The 17,404-nt window shown below is 45.7% G+C and carries 9 protein-coding genes and 1 pseudogene; 5 read left to right on the top strand and 5 right to left on the bottom strand.

Features of this window, described 5'->3' with window-relative positions; translation table 11 throughout:
- Positions 1-60: 60 nt before the first annotated feature.
- From IR083_RS03450 to IR083_RS24545, 4 genes are all read right to left on the bottom strand, one after another.
- On the bottom strand, positions 61-1,170 hold the full coding sequence (locus IR083_RS03450) for a hypothetical protein (RefSeq protein ID WP_194223235.1): 1,110 nt from the start codon (positions 1,168-1,170) through the stop codon (positions 61-63).
- A gap of 294 nt (positions 1,171-1,464) precedes the next feature.
- Positions 1,465-2,532 carry an OmpA family protein gene (locus IR083_RS24550; protein ID WP_262893146.1) on the bottom strand — a complete coding sequence of 356 codons (1,068 nt, stop codon included), beginning with the start codon at positions 2,530-2,532 and terminating at the stop codon, positions 1,465-1,467.
- A gap of 497 nt (positions 2,533-3,029) precedes the next feature.
- Positions 3,030-3,632: a DUF3575 domain-containing protein gene (locus IR083_RS03440; protein ID WP_194223233.1), complete on the bottom strand. Its 603-nt coding sequence runs from the start codon at positions 3,630-3,632 to the stop codon at positions 3,030-3,032.
- Between the two features lie 62 nt (positions 3,633-3,694).
- A complete protein-coding gene (locus tag IR083_RS24545) occupies positions 3,695-3,859 on the bottom strand; it encodes a hypothetical protein (RefSeq protein ID WP_242052343.1) in 165 nt (54 codons plus the stop codon).
- 613 nt (positions 3,860-4,472) lie between these two features.
- Between IR083_RS24545 and IR083_RS03430 the strand changes: the two genes are divergently transcribed.
- Entirely contained in the window at positions 4,473-5,345 is an 873-nt protein-coding gene (locus tag IR083_RS03430) for a helix-turn-helix domain-containing protein (protein WP_194223231.1), read from the top strand.
- A gap of 349 nt (positions 5,346-5,694) precedes the next feature.
- On the opposite strand, the gene IR083_RS03425 is transcribed toward IR083_RS03430, so the two are convergent.
- Positions 5,695-7,029, bottom strand: a complete 1,335-nt coding sequence (locus IR083_RS03425) for a site-specific integrase (RefSeq protein WP_194223230.1) — start codon at positions 7,027-7,029, stop codon at positions 5,695-5,697.
- A 903-nt stretch (positions 7,030-7,932) separates the two neighbouring features.
- On the opposite strand from IR083_RS03425, the gene IR083_RS03420 reads away from it, so the two are divergent.
- The 4 genes and pseudogenes from IR083_RS03420 to IR083_RS03405 all read left to right on the top strand — a co-directional run.
- Positions 7,933-9,369, top strand: coding sequence for a DUF4099 domain-containing protein (locus IR083_RS03420; RefSeq protein WP_194223229.1), 1,437 nt, complete (start codon positions 7,933-7,935; stop codon positions 9,367-9,369).
- 92 nt (positions 9,370-9,461) lie between these two features.
- Positions 9,462-11,627, top strand: coding sequence for a type IA DNA topoisomerase (gene topB / locus IR083_RS03415; RefSeq protein ID WP_194223228.1), 2,166 nt, complete (start codon positions 9,462-9,464; stop codon positions 11,625-11,627).
- Between the two features lie 247 nt (positions 11,628-11,874).
- Positions 11,875-12,315 (top strand): DUF1896 domain-containing protein, encoded by a 441-nt coding sequence (locus tag IR083_RS03410; protein ID WP_194223227.1) that lies wholly within the window; start codon positions 11,875-11,877, stop codon positions 12,313-12,315.
- Positions 12,302-16,777, top strand: a pseudogene (locus tag IR083_RS03405) (N-6 DNA methylase); the annotation flags it as partial. The gene IR083_RS03410 and the pseudogene IR083_RS03405, both read left to right, overlap by 14 nt.
- Between the last annotated feature and the right edge of the window lie 627 nt (positions 16,778-17,404).

The raw sequence follows: 17,404 nt of genomic DNA, 5'->3' as shown, positions 1-17,404 counted from the left end.
TCCCGGAATTGGCCGAGCAGCGTATGCCGGTTCCTTCCGGGAAATGTTAATAGCTGTTAGTTAAAATTCAGGTGTAACAGTCTCTTCCGTCCATACAGTTACAGTAGCTGTTACAGAGATTTCCTCAGAGGCATTTGTCTCCGGTTTAGCAGATAAATTTTCACCTCCTATCGCAATGTTGGCGATGCTGTATACTTTTCCGGGTGCCAGCTCTGTTAACGATGTAGCACCTACTTTCAGGTCCTTGATAGTAACATAAGCAAGACTAGGAATAATATGACCGATAGCAGTCGCATTCTCTATTTTTAATACGATATGTGGAATCACAGATTGAGGTACACCGCCGATCGTTGTTCCCTCCCCAGCTGACGCTTTTACAGGCATCAGATAATAAGACCATAGATCGGTCGGTGCATACGATGTAGCTCCGCTAAATGTAGTAAACTCATCGCTGAAACGTGCAGGGTAAGAATTGTTGGTCCAAATGGCATTAGTCGCGTCATAGTTCAGGATATCACCAAACGGAGCCGGCGTGGTTACATAGTCCGTACCTAGCTTTGTGTAGGTATTGTTGATATAGATCCCTGTTAGGTCGAAACTATCCAACACGATGTTTGCAGCGGGGTTTGCACTTACCTGGGCAATCTCGTAACGTGAGATAGCAGGAGTCAGTATTACATTGGCTGTATATGCACCGGAGGTTCCGGTGATAGCAGCGCTGCCGAATAGGTTAACAGCTGTATCCGGATCAGTCTGATTGGCCTGTACGAACATCAGCTCGTTCAGTTTCGATAAAGGATTATACTGACTTATTGTGTTGATAGCATCATCCGTTGCTACCGTCGCAGCGTTAGCGACAATAATCACGTCGGTTGTGGCTCCCGGCACATTGGTAAATGTTTTAGCCGATCCCACTTCAGCGGTAGTCATAGTACCAACCTCCTGGATAATGCCGGCCCCGACGAAGAATACTGTCACATCAGTGACATCAGGCATCACTCCTACCGCTGAAGCCTCATCGGCATAGGTCGACGGTGCAGAGATACTGATGGTTACATTTTTAGGTGAATTGTCCACTTTCGGACCGCTCTCGTCATCACTCGAACAGCTACTGAAACCTAATAGCAAGGCTGTAGCTGCCATAATTGCATTTTTGAAATTTGTTTTCATTCTTTTTGTTTTAAAAATTTAATAAAATAAATAATCGTCTGTTTTTTCTTAATTATTAATCTAACTGTGTTTAAATGTTTCTACTCTATTACTGTCCCTTTCTTTAATTGGTTAATACTAATTATTTTATTACGTTGTTTTATTTTCATTATCCGGTATTCCTGTGAAGACCATTCGATTGCCTTCGATTGCCAGGTTTAATTGCTATGCCGCCAGGCCAAAGCCTCTTAGCGTTCCCCATATTTCGCGCTGTGCGCCGGGGTACAACGTACGCGCCGTTTTTTTAGGGAAGGGTTACCGGCTTTTATACCGTTCCATTTTCTTGTCATCGGCCCGTTTGACTTCTACTTCCTCCAGGTTGTGAGCCGCTTCCTTGCTGCCGGCTGTTTTCGCCCGGTTGAACAGGGCTCCGGCTTCATCCAGTTCCCCGGCCAGCAGGGCGATAACGCCCCGGTTGTTCAGTATGGTCGGATGGCCTGCACCACCAACTGTGGCTGCCTTGTCCAGCAGGCGCCCGGCGGTATTCAACTCTCCGTTCTCAATCAGGACAGCCGCCGCATTGACGTTTGCCGTCACATCGTCCGGATAATATTGGGGTATTGTCGCTATCAATATATCTGCATACTCTTTCGAGCCTTCGCCGTAACTTTGAGCCAGGTTGTAAAGTTCCAACTGCGATAAGTCTTCCGGCTTCCGGCTAAACAGCGATTTGCTCTCTTCTATCGTATAATCCCTGACCGTATAGTCGATCCGGTATTCCACCCTGCGGAGTTCCGGGAACATCTCGCGGAGCATCTGCCGGTAAGGTTCGCCCTGTGCCAGGCGCATCAGGGCGCCTTCACGCCCGGCCATGATCCCTGTGGTGGCAATAATATCCAGTATCCGGTCCTTGTATTCTATATTGGAGGCCAGTACCAGGGCGGCAAGACCGTCCCAGTCCTCGGCCACATGGCTTAGCCTGAAGAGGCCCTGGTCAAGGCCGAACTTGTTTTTCAGGTAATCCATCAGCGCCGCGGCACGTTCTTTCGATATGCGTTCGTTGGTGGCGTACAAACCTTCGGGTGACGTGTAGCCTTCAATTAAGAAGGCTGTAATTTTCACATCGGGGTTATCCCTTAAAACTGACATAACCGAGTCAAGCCTGGCCAATTCCTGTGAGTTTTGCCGGAAACCGGGATCAATGACAGTCTTGCTCGTCCGGAAGCCAATGAAATCCTTGACGGCGGATGTACGCGTCTTAATCTCTTCAGTGGGTACCAGGAAGGATACCAGGGGACGGACCGTATAAGGTTCGAAGGCTCCAACTTCCACCCGGTCACATAAGGCCAGCGGGGAGGGACGCGATCCCGGACGGCAGATCATCTGCGGGTAGAGCAACGAACGGGCGGAATCCATCCAGGACTCGTAAGGGATACGCGTCTCATAGACAAGCACCGTATCGGTGGATGGTATAATAGTTATCTCCATCAGCGGATGGTTACCGGTGAACGAGACGCCCTGTTTAGGCTTATCCGCGCCCGCAAGGGCGAAATAGCGTTCGTTCAGCTTCGGGCGGCTGTCCCCGTTGATCAGGATATAGGGGAAAAGCAGGGCTTTGCCGCCGGTGTTGTGCCCGGCCCTCAGCTCGGGTACCAGCATCATCGATTCGCAGCCCGATACGGCTTTGCCTTGTACGCGCACCGCGAAACGAAAGGACAGGCTGTCGCCCTCCTGTTTGAGCCCGGCCCTTTCGACCGACAGGCCTTTATGGGTATTTCCCTCCTGTGCCGGCAGGCTGAGCGACAACGGCAGAAGGAATAAAACCAATAGTAATATATGAGAAATAATAGGTCGTTTCATTTACTGTCCCTTTCTTTGTTTTACTTGATTATATAGATGAATGATATACCCGCCTTTGTCGGTCCGAAATAATGCTTGTTCCCGCTATCCAGCAGCTTGCCGCAGGTCTTGCACTCATACCTGTCATAATCCGTATATACATACCCGACACCGATAGTGGCTTCAAGGTTCCAGCGGGGGGAGAGCATCCAGTGGTAACCGTAGGAGATACCGGCCCCATAAAGGTTACCCCGGTAACGGCCCGTTTCCAGGCCGGGGAAAATATCCAGCGGCAGCTTGATATTCCCGGTATTGTAATTGGCATAGAGCGCGTGGACACCGATGAAATGACCGTAGAACGGCTCGCAACTCCAATAGCGGAGCTCCGGTTGCACCAGTATATGCTTCAGCTTCCTGTTGCCGCTATAGGTGAAAGGGTTGTAATTAACCGAAAGGTCCAATGTATAGCGGTTCTTCAGCCTGACTTCCAGCCCCAGGTTCAAGGTGGTGGTAGCATCGTACAGCAGATTGGTCTTGACGGCCAGGCGCGGTGCGGCCAGGGGCAGATAGCTCGCCTTATCCTGCCCCCGTGCGGGAAACAGGCATATCATCAGCAACAGCACAGTAAATACGGATTGTTTCATATAAATATTGTAGTGTATTATTTGTTTGACTTTGTTCGTTGATTATAGCTTAGCTTATTTGTTCACTGGTGCAGGATGCTTATTTCCGCACGGTCCATCCACTCCTCGTAATCCAGGGATATAAGGTAGGGGTAATCGATAACAGCCCCACCCGCTGCCTTCAACAGCTTTTTTATATGGTAAGCGCGCAGGATGCCCCTGCCCAGGCCCCATAAAGCGAGCCGCATGGACCGGTAACGCGACCGCCCGGCAACCAGAACTACGGGCAACTCCCGCCTCCTCTGCCCATCGGTTAAGACAGGGATGAACCAGTACGCCTGGTCGGCTGTTACCGTACGACAGGCAAAATGCATGTCCAGGCCGATATAAAACCGCCCGGACTGCCGCTCCGTTATTATCGGGGAATACTCTATCCTGCACATTCTTTGTATCGTTTTTGTTAAACTTTCTATCTATTATCGTCGTTCTGCTCTCCTTACACTGCTTACGCCAAACCATCCCCAGAATAAACCTGAGAAAAGAGCTTCGGATCGCAAGCCCATAACATATACCCGTTAATGCATTTACACACATTCTCTAGACTGACACTTACCAAGTGTCGGATAAGCCCGGAAATTATTTTTAACACATTAATTATTAACGCATTAACTGATATAAAATAAAAATTGAGGTAGGCTTATGACACAACTTATTAAACATGTGTGGCCTCCACCGAAAGAAAAATAGGAAGGCGGGTAGCTTTAACTGATTGGCAACCAATCGTTTCTTAGGCTTGAAACTGGCTTTACATAGCAAAAGCATCCTTAAACATAGATTAAACATACTTAAAACCAATTGAATATGAAATTATTACACCTTAGCGAACACGTAGCCTGCCACACTTGTCTGAACAGCGACAAAGGCGCAAATCCGTCCATTGAAATGAAAGAAGCCGGCAAAGGCATCCTGCTCGCTGAGCAGTCCGTGCAGCATATCATTATCTTCCTGCTTGAGGGGGAAGTCATCTATTCCTTCGGAATGTACCATGACCGCAGGATGCACAGCGGGCAGGTGCTTTACCTGCCGGTAGGTTATAACCTGAGTTACAGGGCCGAAGCCGGAGCCCGCCTCCTGTTCATACGCCTTGACTGCAAGCTGCAGTTCTGCGACCGTTACAGGCTGGAGGACCTGGTAGACGGGGCACGGGAAGTACAAACGCCTTTGGACACGAGAATGAATTCCCCCTGGCTGTTGAAAATGAACGGGGCGCTGAAGGCTTATGCGGATATGCTGGTGTACTGTATATCCAAAGAGCTGTGTTGCAGGTATTATAATGAGATAAAAATAAGTGAGCTGCTCTACCTGTTTGGGGAGTTTTACTCGCAGGAGGAGCTTGGATTGTTTTTCCGCGAAGCCCTCAGCCGCGACGCGGCATTCTCACATTTTGTGATGAACAATTGTCACAAGTACAATTCCCTTACCGCGCTGGCAACCGCTATGAATATGACCCTGTCAGGTATAGAGAAGCGTTTCAGGAAGGTGTTCAATACTTCCGGATATAAATGGATGAACGACCATAAGGCAAAAAAGATATACCATGCCCTCTGCACGGGCGACCATAACCTTAAAGTATTAAGCGCTGAATTCGGCTTTGCTTCTGATACCGCTTTCATCCGCTTTTGTAAGCAACATTTAGGTCAGACGCCGGGACAAATACGAAAAAAACACACTTAATTCAAAATTGATAGTAAAAGGGTAAAAATGGGTAGTGTTATTTTGTTAAATAACGTTTACCTTTGCATCTGTTTACATGTGTTAAGTAGGTAGATTCCGACACTTGGTAAGTGTCAGATGTTAAGACTAAACAGTAAAATTAACGCAAAATGTTCGGTTTTGTGTGATCCGGTTCCAAATTAGCCCCTCTTTTCCGCTTTTCAGTTAAAATATGATTGCAAATATAGAATATTTATTTTATATTCAGGTAGACACTAAAAAATATTTGCCACTATATGATATAGCAGCCAGTTTTATTTGATAAGATGCATAGCTTTTGTTTGTCAAAGCGTATAAACCGGGTTCAGCCCTACAGAGGGGCGAAGTCGACTGTCACAGCCGGCGGTGCTAACAGGGCCAGTGCGATCTGCTCGTTGGCCCGGTCCAGGGTCGAGCGGTCGAAGGAGGCCAGGTAGGTATAGGTCATCTTCTCCGAGGAGTGGCCCAGTCCCTCGCTGATCACCCACAGCGGCAGGTTCTGTTTCTTGCCGGTGGTAGCCCAGCTGTGGCGAGAGACATGGGTCGATAACTTCTCTCCGATACCCGCTAAAGCGGACAGCTTTTTCAGGCGTTTATTCTGCAGGCGCAGGCCATTCTCGTATTGCAGGCGCGCGGGTCTGCCCGCATCCCGGATGATGGGGAAAAGGTAGGGGCTGTGGCGGACCTCGCCGCTGAAGCTGTCGATCAGCCGCTGTAAGGACGGGGTGAGCGTTACCTCGATCTTCTGGCCAGTCTTTTTGCGGTAGTAGCTGATCACGCCCTGGCGAATATTTTCCTTGCGCAGGTAAGCCATATCGACAAAGCTCATCCCACGGGCATGGAAACAAAAGAAAAAGTAGCGCCACGAGGTATAAAGGCCGCTGTCTACAGCTTTATCCTCCTGCGGGGCTGCTTTGGGCTGCTTACCCGTATTTACGGGAGGCAGGGCCTGCTGTTCCAGCAAAGTGGAAAAATCAAGGCTGTTCAGCGCGCGGAGACTCTCGATATCCAACGCCCTTTTGCGGGTTTGCTGGAAGCCCGTGAATACATTTTCAAAAGGATTGTCACGTTTGGGTTCGGCCACTTTCTCCCTGATGGCCTTCCAATAGATAGCGCGCAGCACGCGCATATAGTAAGAGATCGTATTCATCGCCTTGCCACGTTCCTTCAGGTAGGTCTCGAACTCTTTCATCATACAGGCGTTGATATGGCTTAAGGGGAGGTCATGCCCCTTATTGAAGCGGATAAGACCGCGGCTGACGGTGCGGTAAGCACGCGCGGTACGCTCCTGACCGCTACGAAGCAGCTGACGGGCCTGCTGGTCGGCGAAGCCGTAAAGGTTACCCGGGCTATGGCCGCAACGGTAGTTATGCAGGATGTCATCAACCGTATAACGCCCCGCTTTCTCCAGCCGCCCGGCTATTTCTTTGAACTCCTGATGATAATTATTCAGCCTGTCGGCGGCCTTGCTTAAATACGGGTAACGCTCCGCGCTGTGATCGGGCAGCCGGATTTGTTGGGACTCTTCATCCCATTCATGGAGGTGAAGGCTGATGGGTACGGTCAGTACCTTGACCCTGCGTGAATGGATGATACGCACGCAAAGGCTACCGCAATGGGAGCTCCCACGGGTGGAATGCCGTAAGATGAATTTTAATGTTGCCATAATTGGTTGGTATTTGTTTTTATCGACACGAGTCTGTTTATATTTTATAGCAATAATTTTTCATATCTGTTTTTAGATAGATATTTTTCTTGAAGATTCAGCGGGCCGAATCAATAGGAAAAAGATTAAAATAAGCCAAAAAGAGCATAAAAAAAGTTTCCAGGAATTATTTGCCGGAACCTCTAATACTATTTTCGCTATAATTTAAACAAGCTCTTAATCGTTATCAGTACAAATGTAAAAACACCTGTCAAACTTTCAATAAAATAACTATCCGAAAATAACGAATAAAGGCAAGATATAACATTTACCGGAAAAAAGCTATCTGTAATCAGTTGAAAACGATTATACCTAGACACTCCCCGGTTAATGAAAACGTAAAAAAGCAGTCCCCCACCGAGATCTTCGGTTTGATAACCCGTTGCTTATATATCCGGATATTACCGCCAGATACAGTAAACAAATAAAAAAACGCGTCACCCTCAGTAATCGGGTTAAGCCAAGAGGTAAAAATGAAAAAGAAGTCCAAAAGAGCCAAATAGAGGATGACAAAGATGAAAATAGTTACTATAAAAATAGAATTGATAAATTTAGAATCTGTTTAAATTTTTCAAGAATATGATTTTGAAGGATAAAATTTCTGACAAGATAAGAGCCGTTTTAGATTCAAAATGCTTCATTGACTAAAATTTAAACAGTTTCTTAAACAGGCTCTTATATTTTACAAAAGTATATCCAAACAGTAGTTATCCTCGCTAGACCGTTGCTTTTCATTAGTACAAAGCCAAACCATTCCATTCCAACGCCACTCACTACCAGCTAATTACTATGTAAAACAAAGACATTCTTATCTGCCTATTTTCGTCCTGCATTCGTATTGATGCAATAATTAAACGACTGATTATGGACGAAAAATTAAAAAACAAAGAAACGCTTTTGGTCGTCAATAAGAGTGACGGCAACAAAGTAAAAGTAGTAAAAGGTGTGGACGACACGGGTAATCTCGATACTGTCGATGCAACAAAAGCCAATCAGGGACAATTCATCCGGATTGATGAGAAAGCAGGTGTTTTGGAGAATTTTTTCTCCAATCTCAAACGGGAATTTCAAGACCCTACCCATTTCAATTTCTTCCGTTCCCCGATTGAAAAAATCGAGAACATTGCTTCTGCTTTAAAGGAGATGTTTAAGGATGAAGCCGGGAATACCGCCTTTTTATCCCAAAGCCGTGTCAATCCGGAGGATTTTAACAAACAACAAAAAACACAAGACCAGTCTCAGGAGTATAAGCCTGTGGATGAAAGCCGTATCAATTGGAGGCAATTGGAGAAACTCGGCGTTACCCGCGAGATGCTGGAAGCACAGGGGAACCTCAAAGCTATGCTCAACTGGCATAAATCACCGAATCTGATACAAGTAAATCCCACTTACGAAGGAATTGCATTTCAGGTACAGGCACGATTATCCTTTGATGAAAATCCCGACGGCAGTATCCGGCTGAAAGCGGACAGCTACCAGCCTGCCTCGACTTTGGATATTCCTTTTCATGGAGCCACATTGACGGAAGAAGACAAAAAGAATCTGCTTGAAACATCCAATGCCGGAAGAATCATTGAGCTTACAGGAGACAAAGGGGAGAAAATACCCTCTTTCGTATCTCTTGATAAAGTAACAAACCGTCTGGAAGCAATACCTGTAGCCAATGTTGCTTTTAAGGATACCCTCAAAGAAGCCCCCCTTTCCTCTGAACAATTACAGTCATTGTATGAAGGTAAAAAGACGCTAGTCGAAGGTATGACATCAAAGAATGGAAAACCTTTCGATGGCTATGTCCAATTCAATGCGGCAAAAGGCTCTCTTGACTTCTCTTATGACGGATTGGACCGGAATAAATACAGGCAGGAAAACCAACAATCCCAAAATCAGGAGCCGCAGCAGAAAGTCCGTATTCCTACAAAATTGTTAGGAGTAGATCTGGATGAGAAACAACAAAGCTCACTTGGCGAAGGAAAAGCCATATATGTTCAGGGCATGATGAAAGACGGCCAGGATCAGCCTTTCAATGCTTATGTAAAGGTAAATGAAGAAAAAGGCAAACTCGACTTTTTCAAATGGAATCCCGACAAAGCCAAATCTCAGGGAGCCGAGGTAAAACCTGCCGAAGCAAATAAGACACAAGTTGCCGTCAATTCAGAAGGTAAGACCAGCGAGAGCCTGAAAAATGTAAAAGATCCGATAAAGCAGGGGCAAAGTTCACCGACAGAGAAACAGGCGGAAAAGCAAAAGGAAACGCAGCGTCCGGCCCGTACCGTCAAGAAAAGCGGTGGCGTGAAAATGTAGATCGTTCCGGTTATTTCATTTAACAGAATAATCCCCTGTTGTCGTAACTATTGTATAACAAAAGAGGCTGCGCCTCAAAATCCATAATAAAAATGAAAGTAATCATAGCAGAAAAGCCGTCGGTAGCCCGTGACATAGCGGCTATCGTTGGAGCCACCAGCCGTAAGGACGGCTATCTGGAAGGTAATAACTATGCAGTAACCTGGGCATTCGGTCATCTGATCGGACTTGCCATGCCTGAAGAGTACGGTATCAAAGGTTTTCAAAAAGAGAACCTGCCCATCCTGCCGGAAGATTTTAAGCTTATCCCCCGCCATATAAAAGAAGGGAAAGAATACAAACCCGATCCGAGAGCAATGAAGCAACTCAAAGTCATCCGTGAGTTATTCAATAAGAGCGAACGTATCATTGTCGCTACCGATGCGGGACGCGAAGGCGAGTTGATATTCAGGTATATCTATAATTATCTGTCATGCAGCAAGCCTTTCGACCGCCTTTGGATCAGTTCACTCACCGACCAGGCTATCCGTGGAGGGCTGGAGAACCTTCGTCCGGGTACACAATACGATACACTTTATCTCTCCGCCAAAGCACGGAGCCAGGCAGACTGGCTTGTGGGTATCAATGCATCACAAGCTTTGTCCATATCCGCCGGATCTGGCGTCTGGTCTTTAGGACGTGTCCAAACCCCGACTTTGGCAATGATCTGTTCCCGTTATCTGGAGAACAAAGATTTTGTGCCGCAGAAATACTGGCAGCACAAACTCAATCTATCAAAAGACGGTAATGTATTAACCCCTGTCTCCGAGGATAAATATAATGACCGTATAGATGCGGACAAGGTTACGCAAGATATATCACAAAACGGAATCGCAACTGTAAAATCCATAGAGAAGAAAACGGTAAAACAGGAACCTCCACTTCTCTATGACCTGACAGCTTTACAGAAGGAAGCCAACGGCAAACATTCTTTTTCCGCCGATAAGACCTTATCTATTGCACAAAAGCTATATGAAGGAAAACTGATAACCTATCCCCGTACCGGAAGCCGTTATCTTTCTGAAGATGTTTTCGAAACCGTTCCCGAACTACTCTCTGGTTTCAATGAACATACTTTATATGGTGAATCCGTGAAACGATTGAACGACCTGAATAAACGAAGTATCAACGATGCGAAAGTAACAGACCACCATGCCATCATTGTAACGGGAAATAAGCCGGGCAGCCTTCCAGGCGACGAGAAGCTGATCTTCGAAATGATCCTCTGCCGTATGCTGGAAGCTTTCTCTACCACCTGCATTAAAGAACAGACAACTGTCCGCTTCGAGGTACAGGAAAAAATATTCCTAGTCAAAGGAGCCATCATCAACCAGATAGGGTGGAGATCGGTCAGCGGAGTAATGGCAGATGAGAACGAGAAGGATGAAAACAGTACCCTGCCTCCTCTCAATGAAGGTGACCGGTGGAATGTCGACTCGACCGATACGCTCGAAAAGCAAACCAAGCCCCGTCCGTTACACACGGAGGCCAGTTTACTCTCTGTAATGGAAATACCGTGCCAACGAGAGCAGAGCCGAACTCGTTCGGATGTGGCGAGTGCAGCCGGTATTGGACAAAGCCAAACCTGCGGAAAGGAGCTTGCCGATGAAGCCGAACGCGAAGCTCTTAAAGAATCAGGTATTGGCACACCTGCTACCCGTGCGGCTATCATTGAAACGCTTTTCTCCCGAGAATATATTGTCAGGGATAAAAAAGCCCTTGTTCCTACCAATAAAGGATTAGTCGTCTATCTGGCTGTCAAAGACAAGAAGATTGCCGATGTCGCCATGACCGGATCATGGGAGAATGCCCTGAACAAGATAGCGACAGGAGAAATGAATGCTGCCGACTTCCATAAAGGTATTGAGGTCTATGCTGGACAGATCACAGCCGAACTTTTGACTATGCATTTGGAGCATAAAGACGAGAAAGCCGGATATCCCTGCCCCAAGTGTGGAAAAGAAAGAGTTGTTTTATATCCAAAGGTCGCTAAATGTAGAGATGAAGATTGCGGCTATGTTATTTTCCGCAATAAGAGCGGAAAAGACCTGAGCGATAAACACCTCATAGACCTGCTGACCAAAGGTAAAACCTCCCTGATAAAAGGCTTTAAAAGCAAAGCCGAAAAAACCTTTGATGCATTTTTACGGCTGGATGATACGTTAAAACCCGTATTTGAGTTTGATAATACAGGCAAAAAGAAGGGCGGGAAGGGATAAACCGATGTGCATATTGTTATCGACTTTTTGTAAATAACATTATCTTTGCCACTAAGAATCTTAGTCATTACGGAATTGTTTTTTGTTTTACTATGGATTTTTAGTGGTGCACTCGGAGAGGGATCTCCGGGTGCTTTGCGTTTCGACCCCTTCTCTTTATTGTAAACTACCATTATTTCCTCTTACATTTTTTGTAATCAACGATTTTGTATAACAAGAGGGGCTATGCCCCAAAATCCATAAACATATGAAACAAGAACAATCTCAGGGCTTGTCTTATTACAGGCTATCCCTGCTTTCTTTCCTGAAAGAATCACATCCCGAATTATTATCCGATTTTGATCTAATCACATCCCGAAGCGATTCTGCTGCCGAAGCCTATAGCGAAGCGATAAAGTCAGGACTTAGCCACATCCATGCAGAAGAAGTGGCCAATAATGTCCTTTATGAAGGCTTGCACTTTTCCCTGCTCGACACATTAATAACTATCCTGTGGAATGAGTTTTCCACAGAGATTCCCGAAGGTCAGGCCAGAGAGTTCGCCCTGCTATTATTGCCGCGCTGTTACGATCTACAGGAAAAGTATGCGTTATCCGACGACTTTTTAAACTCTCCCGATTTTGATCTGCTCTACACCGAATTAACCGGTTTTGTCTCACTCTATATCGAAGAAAATGGCTTACAATAAGAAAGAACGCCTGAAAGCCAATATAGATGCGATCAAAACCGCATTCATATTGGAAAAGGAGGGACGTCAGCCAACGAAAGAGGAGCAATTTTTATTGAAGCAATATGCGGGATTCGGGGGACTTAAATGTGTCCTGAATCCTGCAAACTCGCTGGCTGATACAGCGTATTGGGCAAAATCAGAACTGGAATTATTTCCTTTAGTGGCAGAGTTACACCGTGTTCTCAAAGAAAATACTGCAAATGAGAATGAATATAAACGCTATTTGAACAGTATCAAAAATTCTGTATTGACAGCGTTTTATACCCCAAAAGAAATTGTAAATGTACTGGTAAATGTTTTAAGTGATAGCGGAATCACCCCCTCCCGAATACTGGACCCTTCAGCCGGTACGGGAGAGTTCGCCAATGCCTTCCAACAGCAATCCGTAGAAGGAAAGAATGTTATTGCATTTGAGAAAGATTTATTGACCGGAAAAATATTATCTGCTCTTTCCCCTGATACAAAAGTCAATATCGAAGGCTTTGAAACCATCGAAAGCCGTTATAATAACTATTTCGATGTTGTATCAAGTAATATCCCATTCGGCGAGATGAATGTTTTTGATGCAGCCTTTATGAAGCAAGACCAACTGCATAAGGACTCTACCCGTGCCATACACAACTATTTCTTTATAAAAGGAGTGGAATCGCTTCGGGAGGGTGGAATTCTTGCCTTTATCACGTCACAAGGTGTGATGAACTCTCCGAACAATACACCGGTACGCAAATGGCTGATGGAGAATACGAATCTGGTATCGGCTATCCGCCTGCCCAATAACCTGTTTACCGATTATGCAGGAACAGAAGTCGGAAGTGACCTAATTATATTGCAGAAAAATACGGGTAAAGATCCGAAACTAAACTTCTGGGAGAATCTCTTTGTCGGCACAAGCCAATCCGAATTGACGGGCATCTATACGAATGATTACTTTTATAATAATGGAAGAGTAGTACATACCAAGGCATCCATCGGCACTGATCCATACGGCAAGCCTGCACAGGTTTTTGTCCATGAAGGCAGAGTTGAAGGGATGGCCGCCGATCTGAAAAAGATGCTGGAAAGCGATTTTAAAAGCTATCTGAATCCGGATTTATACAACAATCGTGTTATTACCCCAAAACAAACGAAACCTCAAACAGAAATATTATTCAATGCGGCTGTAAAAGAAGAGGTAAAGGAAAACAAACCTAAGTATTCCTTACAGGAGAAAGAAGTTTATCCGGACGATCTTGATCCATTTTGGCAAGCTGTCGAAGATCATTTCTTCCCCGAAGAAAAAGAATTTTGGAATAAGGAAGCGGAAACCATCTCCAAAGAACAAGCTAGTGAAAGTGCTTTGAATGTAGAGAAACTACAACCTGCTACACAAGCACCTGTGATGAGTTTATATGACCTGTTCGGTTTTACCGAACAAGAACGCTCACAAGTAAAACCTGTTCGGGGAGGAAAGAAAAAAAATACACCACCCCAAGGAAAACCCGTACAGCTTAGTATGTTTTCCAAAGGCAGCCCCCTAAATTTCTCAAGGGAGACTTCAAGTTCTACCACGGAGAAGCAACATACAGGAGAACAGGATAGAGCAATAAGCCCCTCCTCCGGAGGGGTTGGGGAGGCCCCCTTTGAGCTTCGCCCTTTTACGGGCGAACTCAAAGAATACCATAAGCAAGGATCATTGATCGAAGATCAGGGACAAATCGGCTACCTGAAGGAGCGTTATCGGGACGGAGCCGAATTCCAACCTCTGGACTTACCATTTGCCCAACGATCTAAAATCAGCCGTTATATAGAGCTCAGAGACTTTTACCATGAATTGTATAACCATGAGGCGAAACACCTGACGGTACATGAATCTCTGAGGAGTAATCTCAATCTTGTCTATGACAATTTTGTCCGTCGCTTCGGTAACCTGAACGACAAGAAAAATCTGGATGTCATCAAAATGGATGCGGGAGGAACTGAAATCCTTTCCCTTGAACGAGCCATTGACGGCAAACTGCAAAAAGCCGACATCTTTCACGGACCTGTCGCTTTCAATCCCAACGAACTGAAAGTTGCCGGGACTTCCGACGAAGCCCTGATTGCATCCCTGAATAAGTATGGAGAAGTCCGTTTAGATTATATGGTGTCCCTGATGACGGATAAAGGCAGGGAAGAGATGATCACCGACCTGCATGGACGTATCTTTTTCAATCCGCTTATTCAGAACTATGAGGTACAAGACCGTTTTATTGCAGGGAATGTCGTAGAAAAAGCGGAAGCTGTTGAAAGGTATTTACAGAATCATCCCGACGACTTGCCCGCACAGGAATCGCTGAAAGCCTTGCAGGAAGCTACTCCCGAGCCGATCAGATATGAGCAGCTCGACTTCAATTTTGGAGAAAGATGGATTGATATGTCCCTTTATGAGGACTATATCAGTAGACTGTTCGAAGCAAATGTTACCATAGATTATTATGCTTCCCGTGATGATTTTACGGTAAAAGCGGATAAGAGTAACCTGATAATCAACGAAAAGTTTGCCGTACAGGGTGAAAGCAAGCTCTATACAGGTATGCACCTGTTAAAGCATGCTTTGCTGAATACAACTCCCAATATTACCAAGACAATTCAAGTAAACGATCCCGAGACGGGAGAAGCCAGAGACGTCAAAGTACCGGACGGTCAGGCTATCCAAATGGCAAATACCAAGATCGATGAAATCAGGAGCGGCTTTAGCGATTGGCTCGATCAGCAATCCCCCGAATTTAAGAACAATCTGGCAGAAAAGTATAACCGGAGATTCAACTGCTTTGTGCGTCCGCAGTACGACGGATCGCACCAGTCTTTTCCAGGACTGGATTTAAAAGCACTCGGTATTCCCGATCTGTACCAGTCGCAGAAAGATTGTATCTGGATGATCAAGCAGAACGGTGGCGGGATCGGAGATCACGAGGTGGGGGCAGGCAAAACCCTTGTTATGTGTTGTGCCGCCTATGAAATGAAACGCCTGGGGATGGCAAACAAGCCGATGATTGTCGGGTTAAAAGCGAACGTCCATGAAATTGCGGCGACATTCAGGACTGCTTACCCCAACGCCAAGATATTATATCCCGGCAAGGAAGATTTTACGCCTAAAAAGCGGGTAAAGATCTTCAATGATATAAAGAATAACTCTTGGGACGCTGTTATTTTAACACACGACCAATTTGGTAAGATACCACAATCACCCGAAATGCAGCAACAGATATTCGAGGCGGAACTCGAATCTGTGGAAGCAAATCTTGATGTATTACGCAGTCAGGGAAAAGAAGTGTCCAGAAGGATGCTCAGGGGCTTGGAAATTCGCAAACAAAATTTGGAAGTCAAGCTGGATAATCTGGCCGACCAGATAAAAAACCGCACGGATGATGTGGTGGATTTTAAGATGATGGGTATTGACCACCTGCTCGTAGACGAGAGTCACCAGTTCAAAAACTTAATGTTTACCACCCGTCACGACCGTGTGGCAGGGCTTGGAAACCCCGAAGGAAGCCAACGGGCACTCAATATGCTCTTTGCCCTACGCACCATTCAGGAACGCAGCGGCAAAGATCTGGGAGCAACTTTTTTGTCAGGTACAACCATATCCAATTCCTTAACGGAACTATACCTCTTGTTCAAATACCTACGCCCCAAAGCGTTGGAAAAGCAGGGTATTAACACCTTTGATGCCTGGGCTGCCGTATTTGCAAAGAAGAGTACCGACTATGAATTTTCCGTTACCAATCAAATTGTAATGAAAGAACGCTTCCGATACTTTATCAAAGTGCCGGAACTAGCCGCATTCTATTCGGAAATAACAGACTTCAGGACAGCGAAGGATATCGGTATAGACCGTCCCGAAAAGAATGAAATCCTGTACAATATTCCGCCAACACCACAGCAGGAAGTGTTTATTGAGAAACTGATGAGATTCGCTGAGACAGGAGACGCTACTCTTTTGGGTAGAAGTAAACTGACGGAAAAAGAGGAAAAGGCAAAGATGTTGATCGCAACCGATTATGCCCGTAAGATGTCGCTCGATATGCGGATGATCAACATGGCATACGGCGACCATGTCGATAACAAAGCATCCCATTGTGCGGCTAAGATTGCAGAGTATTATAATAAATATGATTTTCAGAAGGGAACGCAGTTCGTATTCTCAGACTTGGGGACATACAAACCCGGAGAATGGAATCCGTATAGCGAGATAAAACGTAAACTGGTAGAAGATCATAAGATACCTGCCCATGAGATACGCTTTATACAGGAGGCTAAGACCGATAATGCAAGAAAGGCCCTGATCGCCGGAATGAACGAAGGACGTATCCGTGTTATATTCGGCTCGACATCTATGTTGGGAACAGGAGTAAATGCACAAAAAAGAGCTGTTGCCATTCATCATTTAGATACCCCCTGGGTGCGACACGAAGTCGCGTAAATGATTGTTTGAAGTTACTCCAAAGAGTTGGAGAACGCTCAAACCTGCTGTTCCGTCAGCAGTAGCCTACAACCAGATGCACCAAATAGTGATATAATGTATCGAGCTGGTTGGACAATGTACTCCTCCCGCAAGGGGCAGATAGAACCGTGAGGGGAAAATCAATGGCTGTTAGTATCATACAGTCGGGAGGCTAGGCTGAGTAGTATGGTTAGCATAATGCAAACTGTTGTGTAAACATCGTAATGTCGTAAAGGAGCGTAAGATACTATTTCAAGCTCCACCCAAAATGGGAAGCAGTCGGTTAATCCCCTCCACGGTGGGATTACACGGATATTAGCACTGCCGGTGGATGAGACAGAACCTAACCTACTCGTAAGTCATTCTACGTGGAACGTGGTAAGCCTGTATTTCTCCTGTCATCGTGACAGGTAAGCAAGCCGTAAGGTAAGCCGAATGGGATGCAGGTATAAGATTGCAGAAAAAGCGAATGTCGCCTTGTAATGAGGAGGATACGGATTGAGCCCTGTTTATGAATTGGACAGGACAACATCATCCGACACGAAAGTGGGCAGACTTCTGCGTTAGGTAATTCTTTACAATTAA

Origin of the sequence: Dysgonomonas sp. GY75, assembly GCF_015234155.1 — a bacterium.
GTDB classification, from domain to species: domain Bacteria; phylum Bacteroidota; class Bacteroidia; order Bacteroidales; family Dysgonomonadaceae; genus Dysgonomonas; species Dysgonomonas gadei.
Note: the sequence above shows the minus strand (reverse complement) of the source record. Positions and strands in the feature narration are given on the sequence as shown.

Excerpts from the sequence above, each read along its gene's own strand:
- IR083_RS03450 (WP_194223235.1), bottom strand. The coding sequence starts at position 1,170 with ATGAAAACAAATTTCAAAAATGCAATTATGGCAGCTACAGCCTTGCTA.
- IR083_RS24550 (WP_262893146.1), bottom strand. The coding sequence starts at position 2,532 with ATGATCTGCCGTCCGGGATCGCGTCCCTCCCCGCTGGCCTTATGTGAC.
- IR083_RS03440 (WP_194223233.1), bottom strand. The coding sequence starts at position 3,632 with ATGAAACAATCCGTATTTACTGTGCTGTTGCTGATGATATGCCTGTTT.
- IR083_RS24545 (WP_242052343.1), bottom strand. The coding sequence starts at position 3,859 with ATGCGGCTCGCTTTATGGGGCCTGGGCAGGGGCATCCTGCGCGCTTAC.
- IR083_RS03430 (WP_194223231.1), top strand. The coding sequence starts at position 4,473 with ATGAAATTATTACACCTTAGCGAACACGTAGCCTGCCACACTTGTCTG.
- IR083_RS03425 (WP_194223230.1), bottom strand. The coding sequence starts at position 7,029 with ATGGCAACATTAAAATTCATCTTACGGCATTCCACCCGTGGGAGCTCC.
- IR083_RS03420 (WP_194223229.1), top strand. The coding sequence starts at position 7,933 with ATGGACGAAAAATTAAAAAACAAAGAAACGCTTTTGGTCGTCAATAAG.
- topB (WP_194223228.1), top strand. The coding sequence starts at position 9,462 with ATGAAAGTAATCATAGCAGAAAAGCCGTCGGTAGCCCGTGACATAGCG.
- IR083_RS03410 (WP_194223227.1), top strand. The coding sequence starts at position 11,875 with ATGAAACAAGAACAATCTCAGGGCTTGTCTTATTACAGGCTATCCCTG.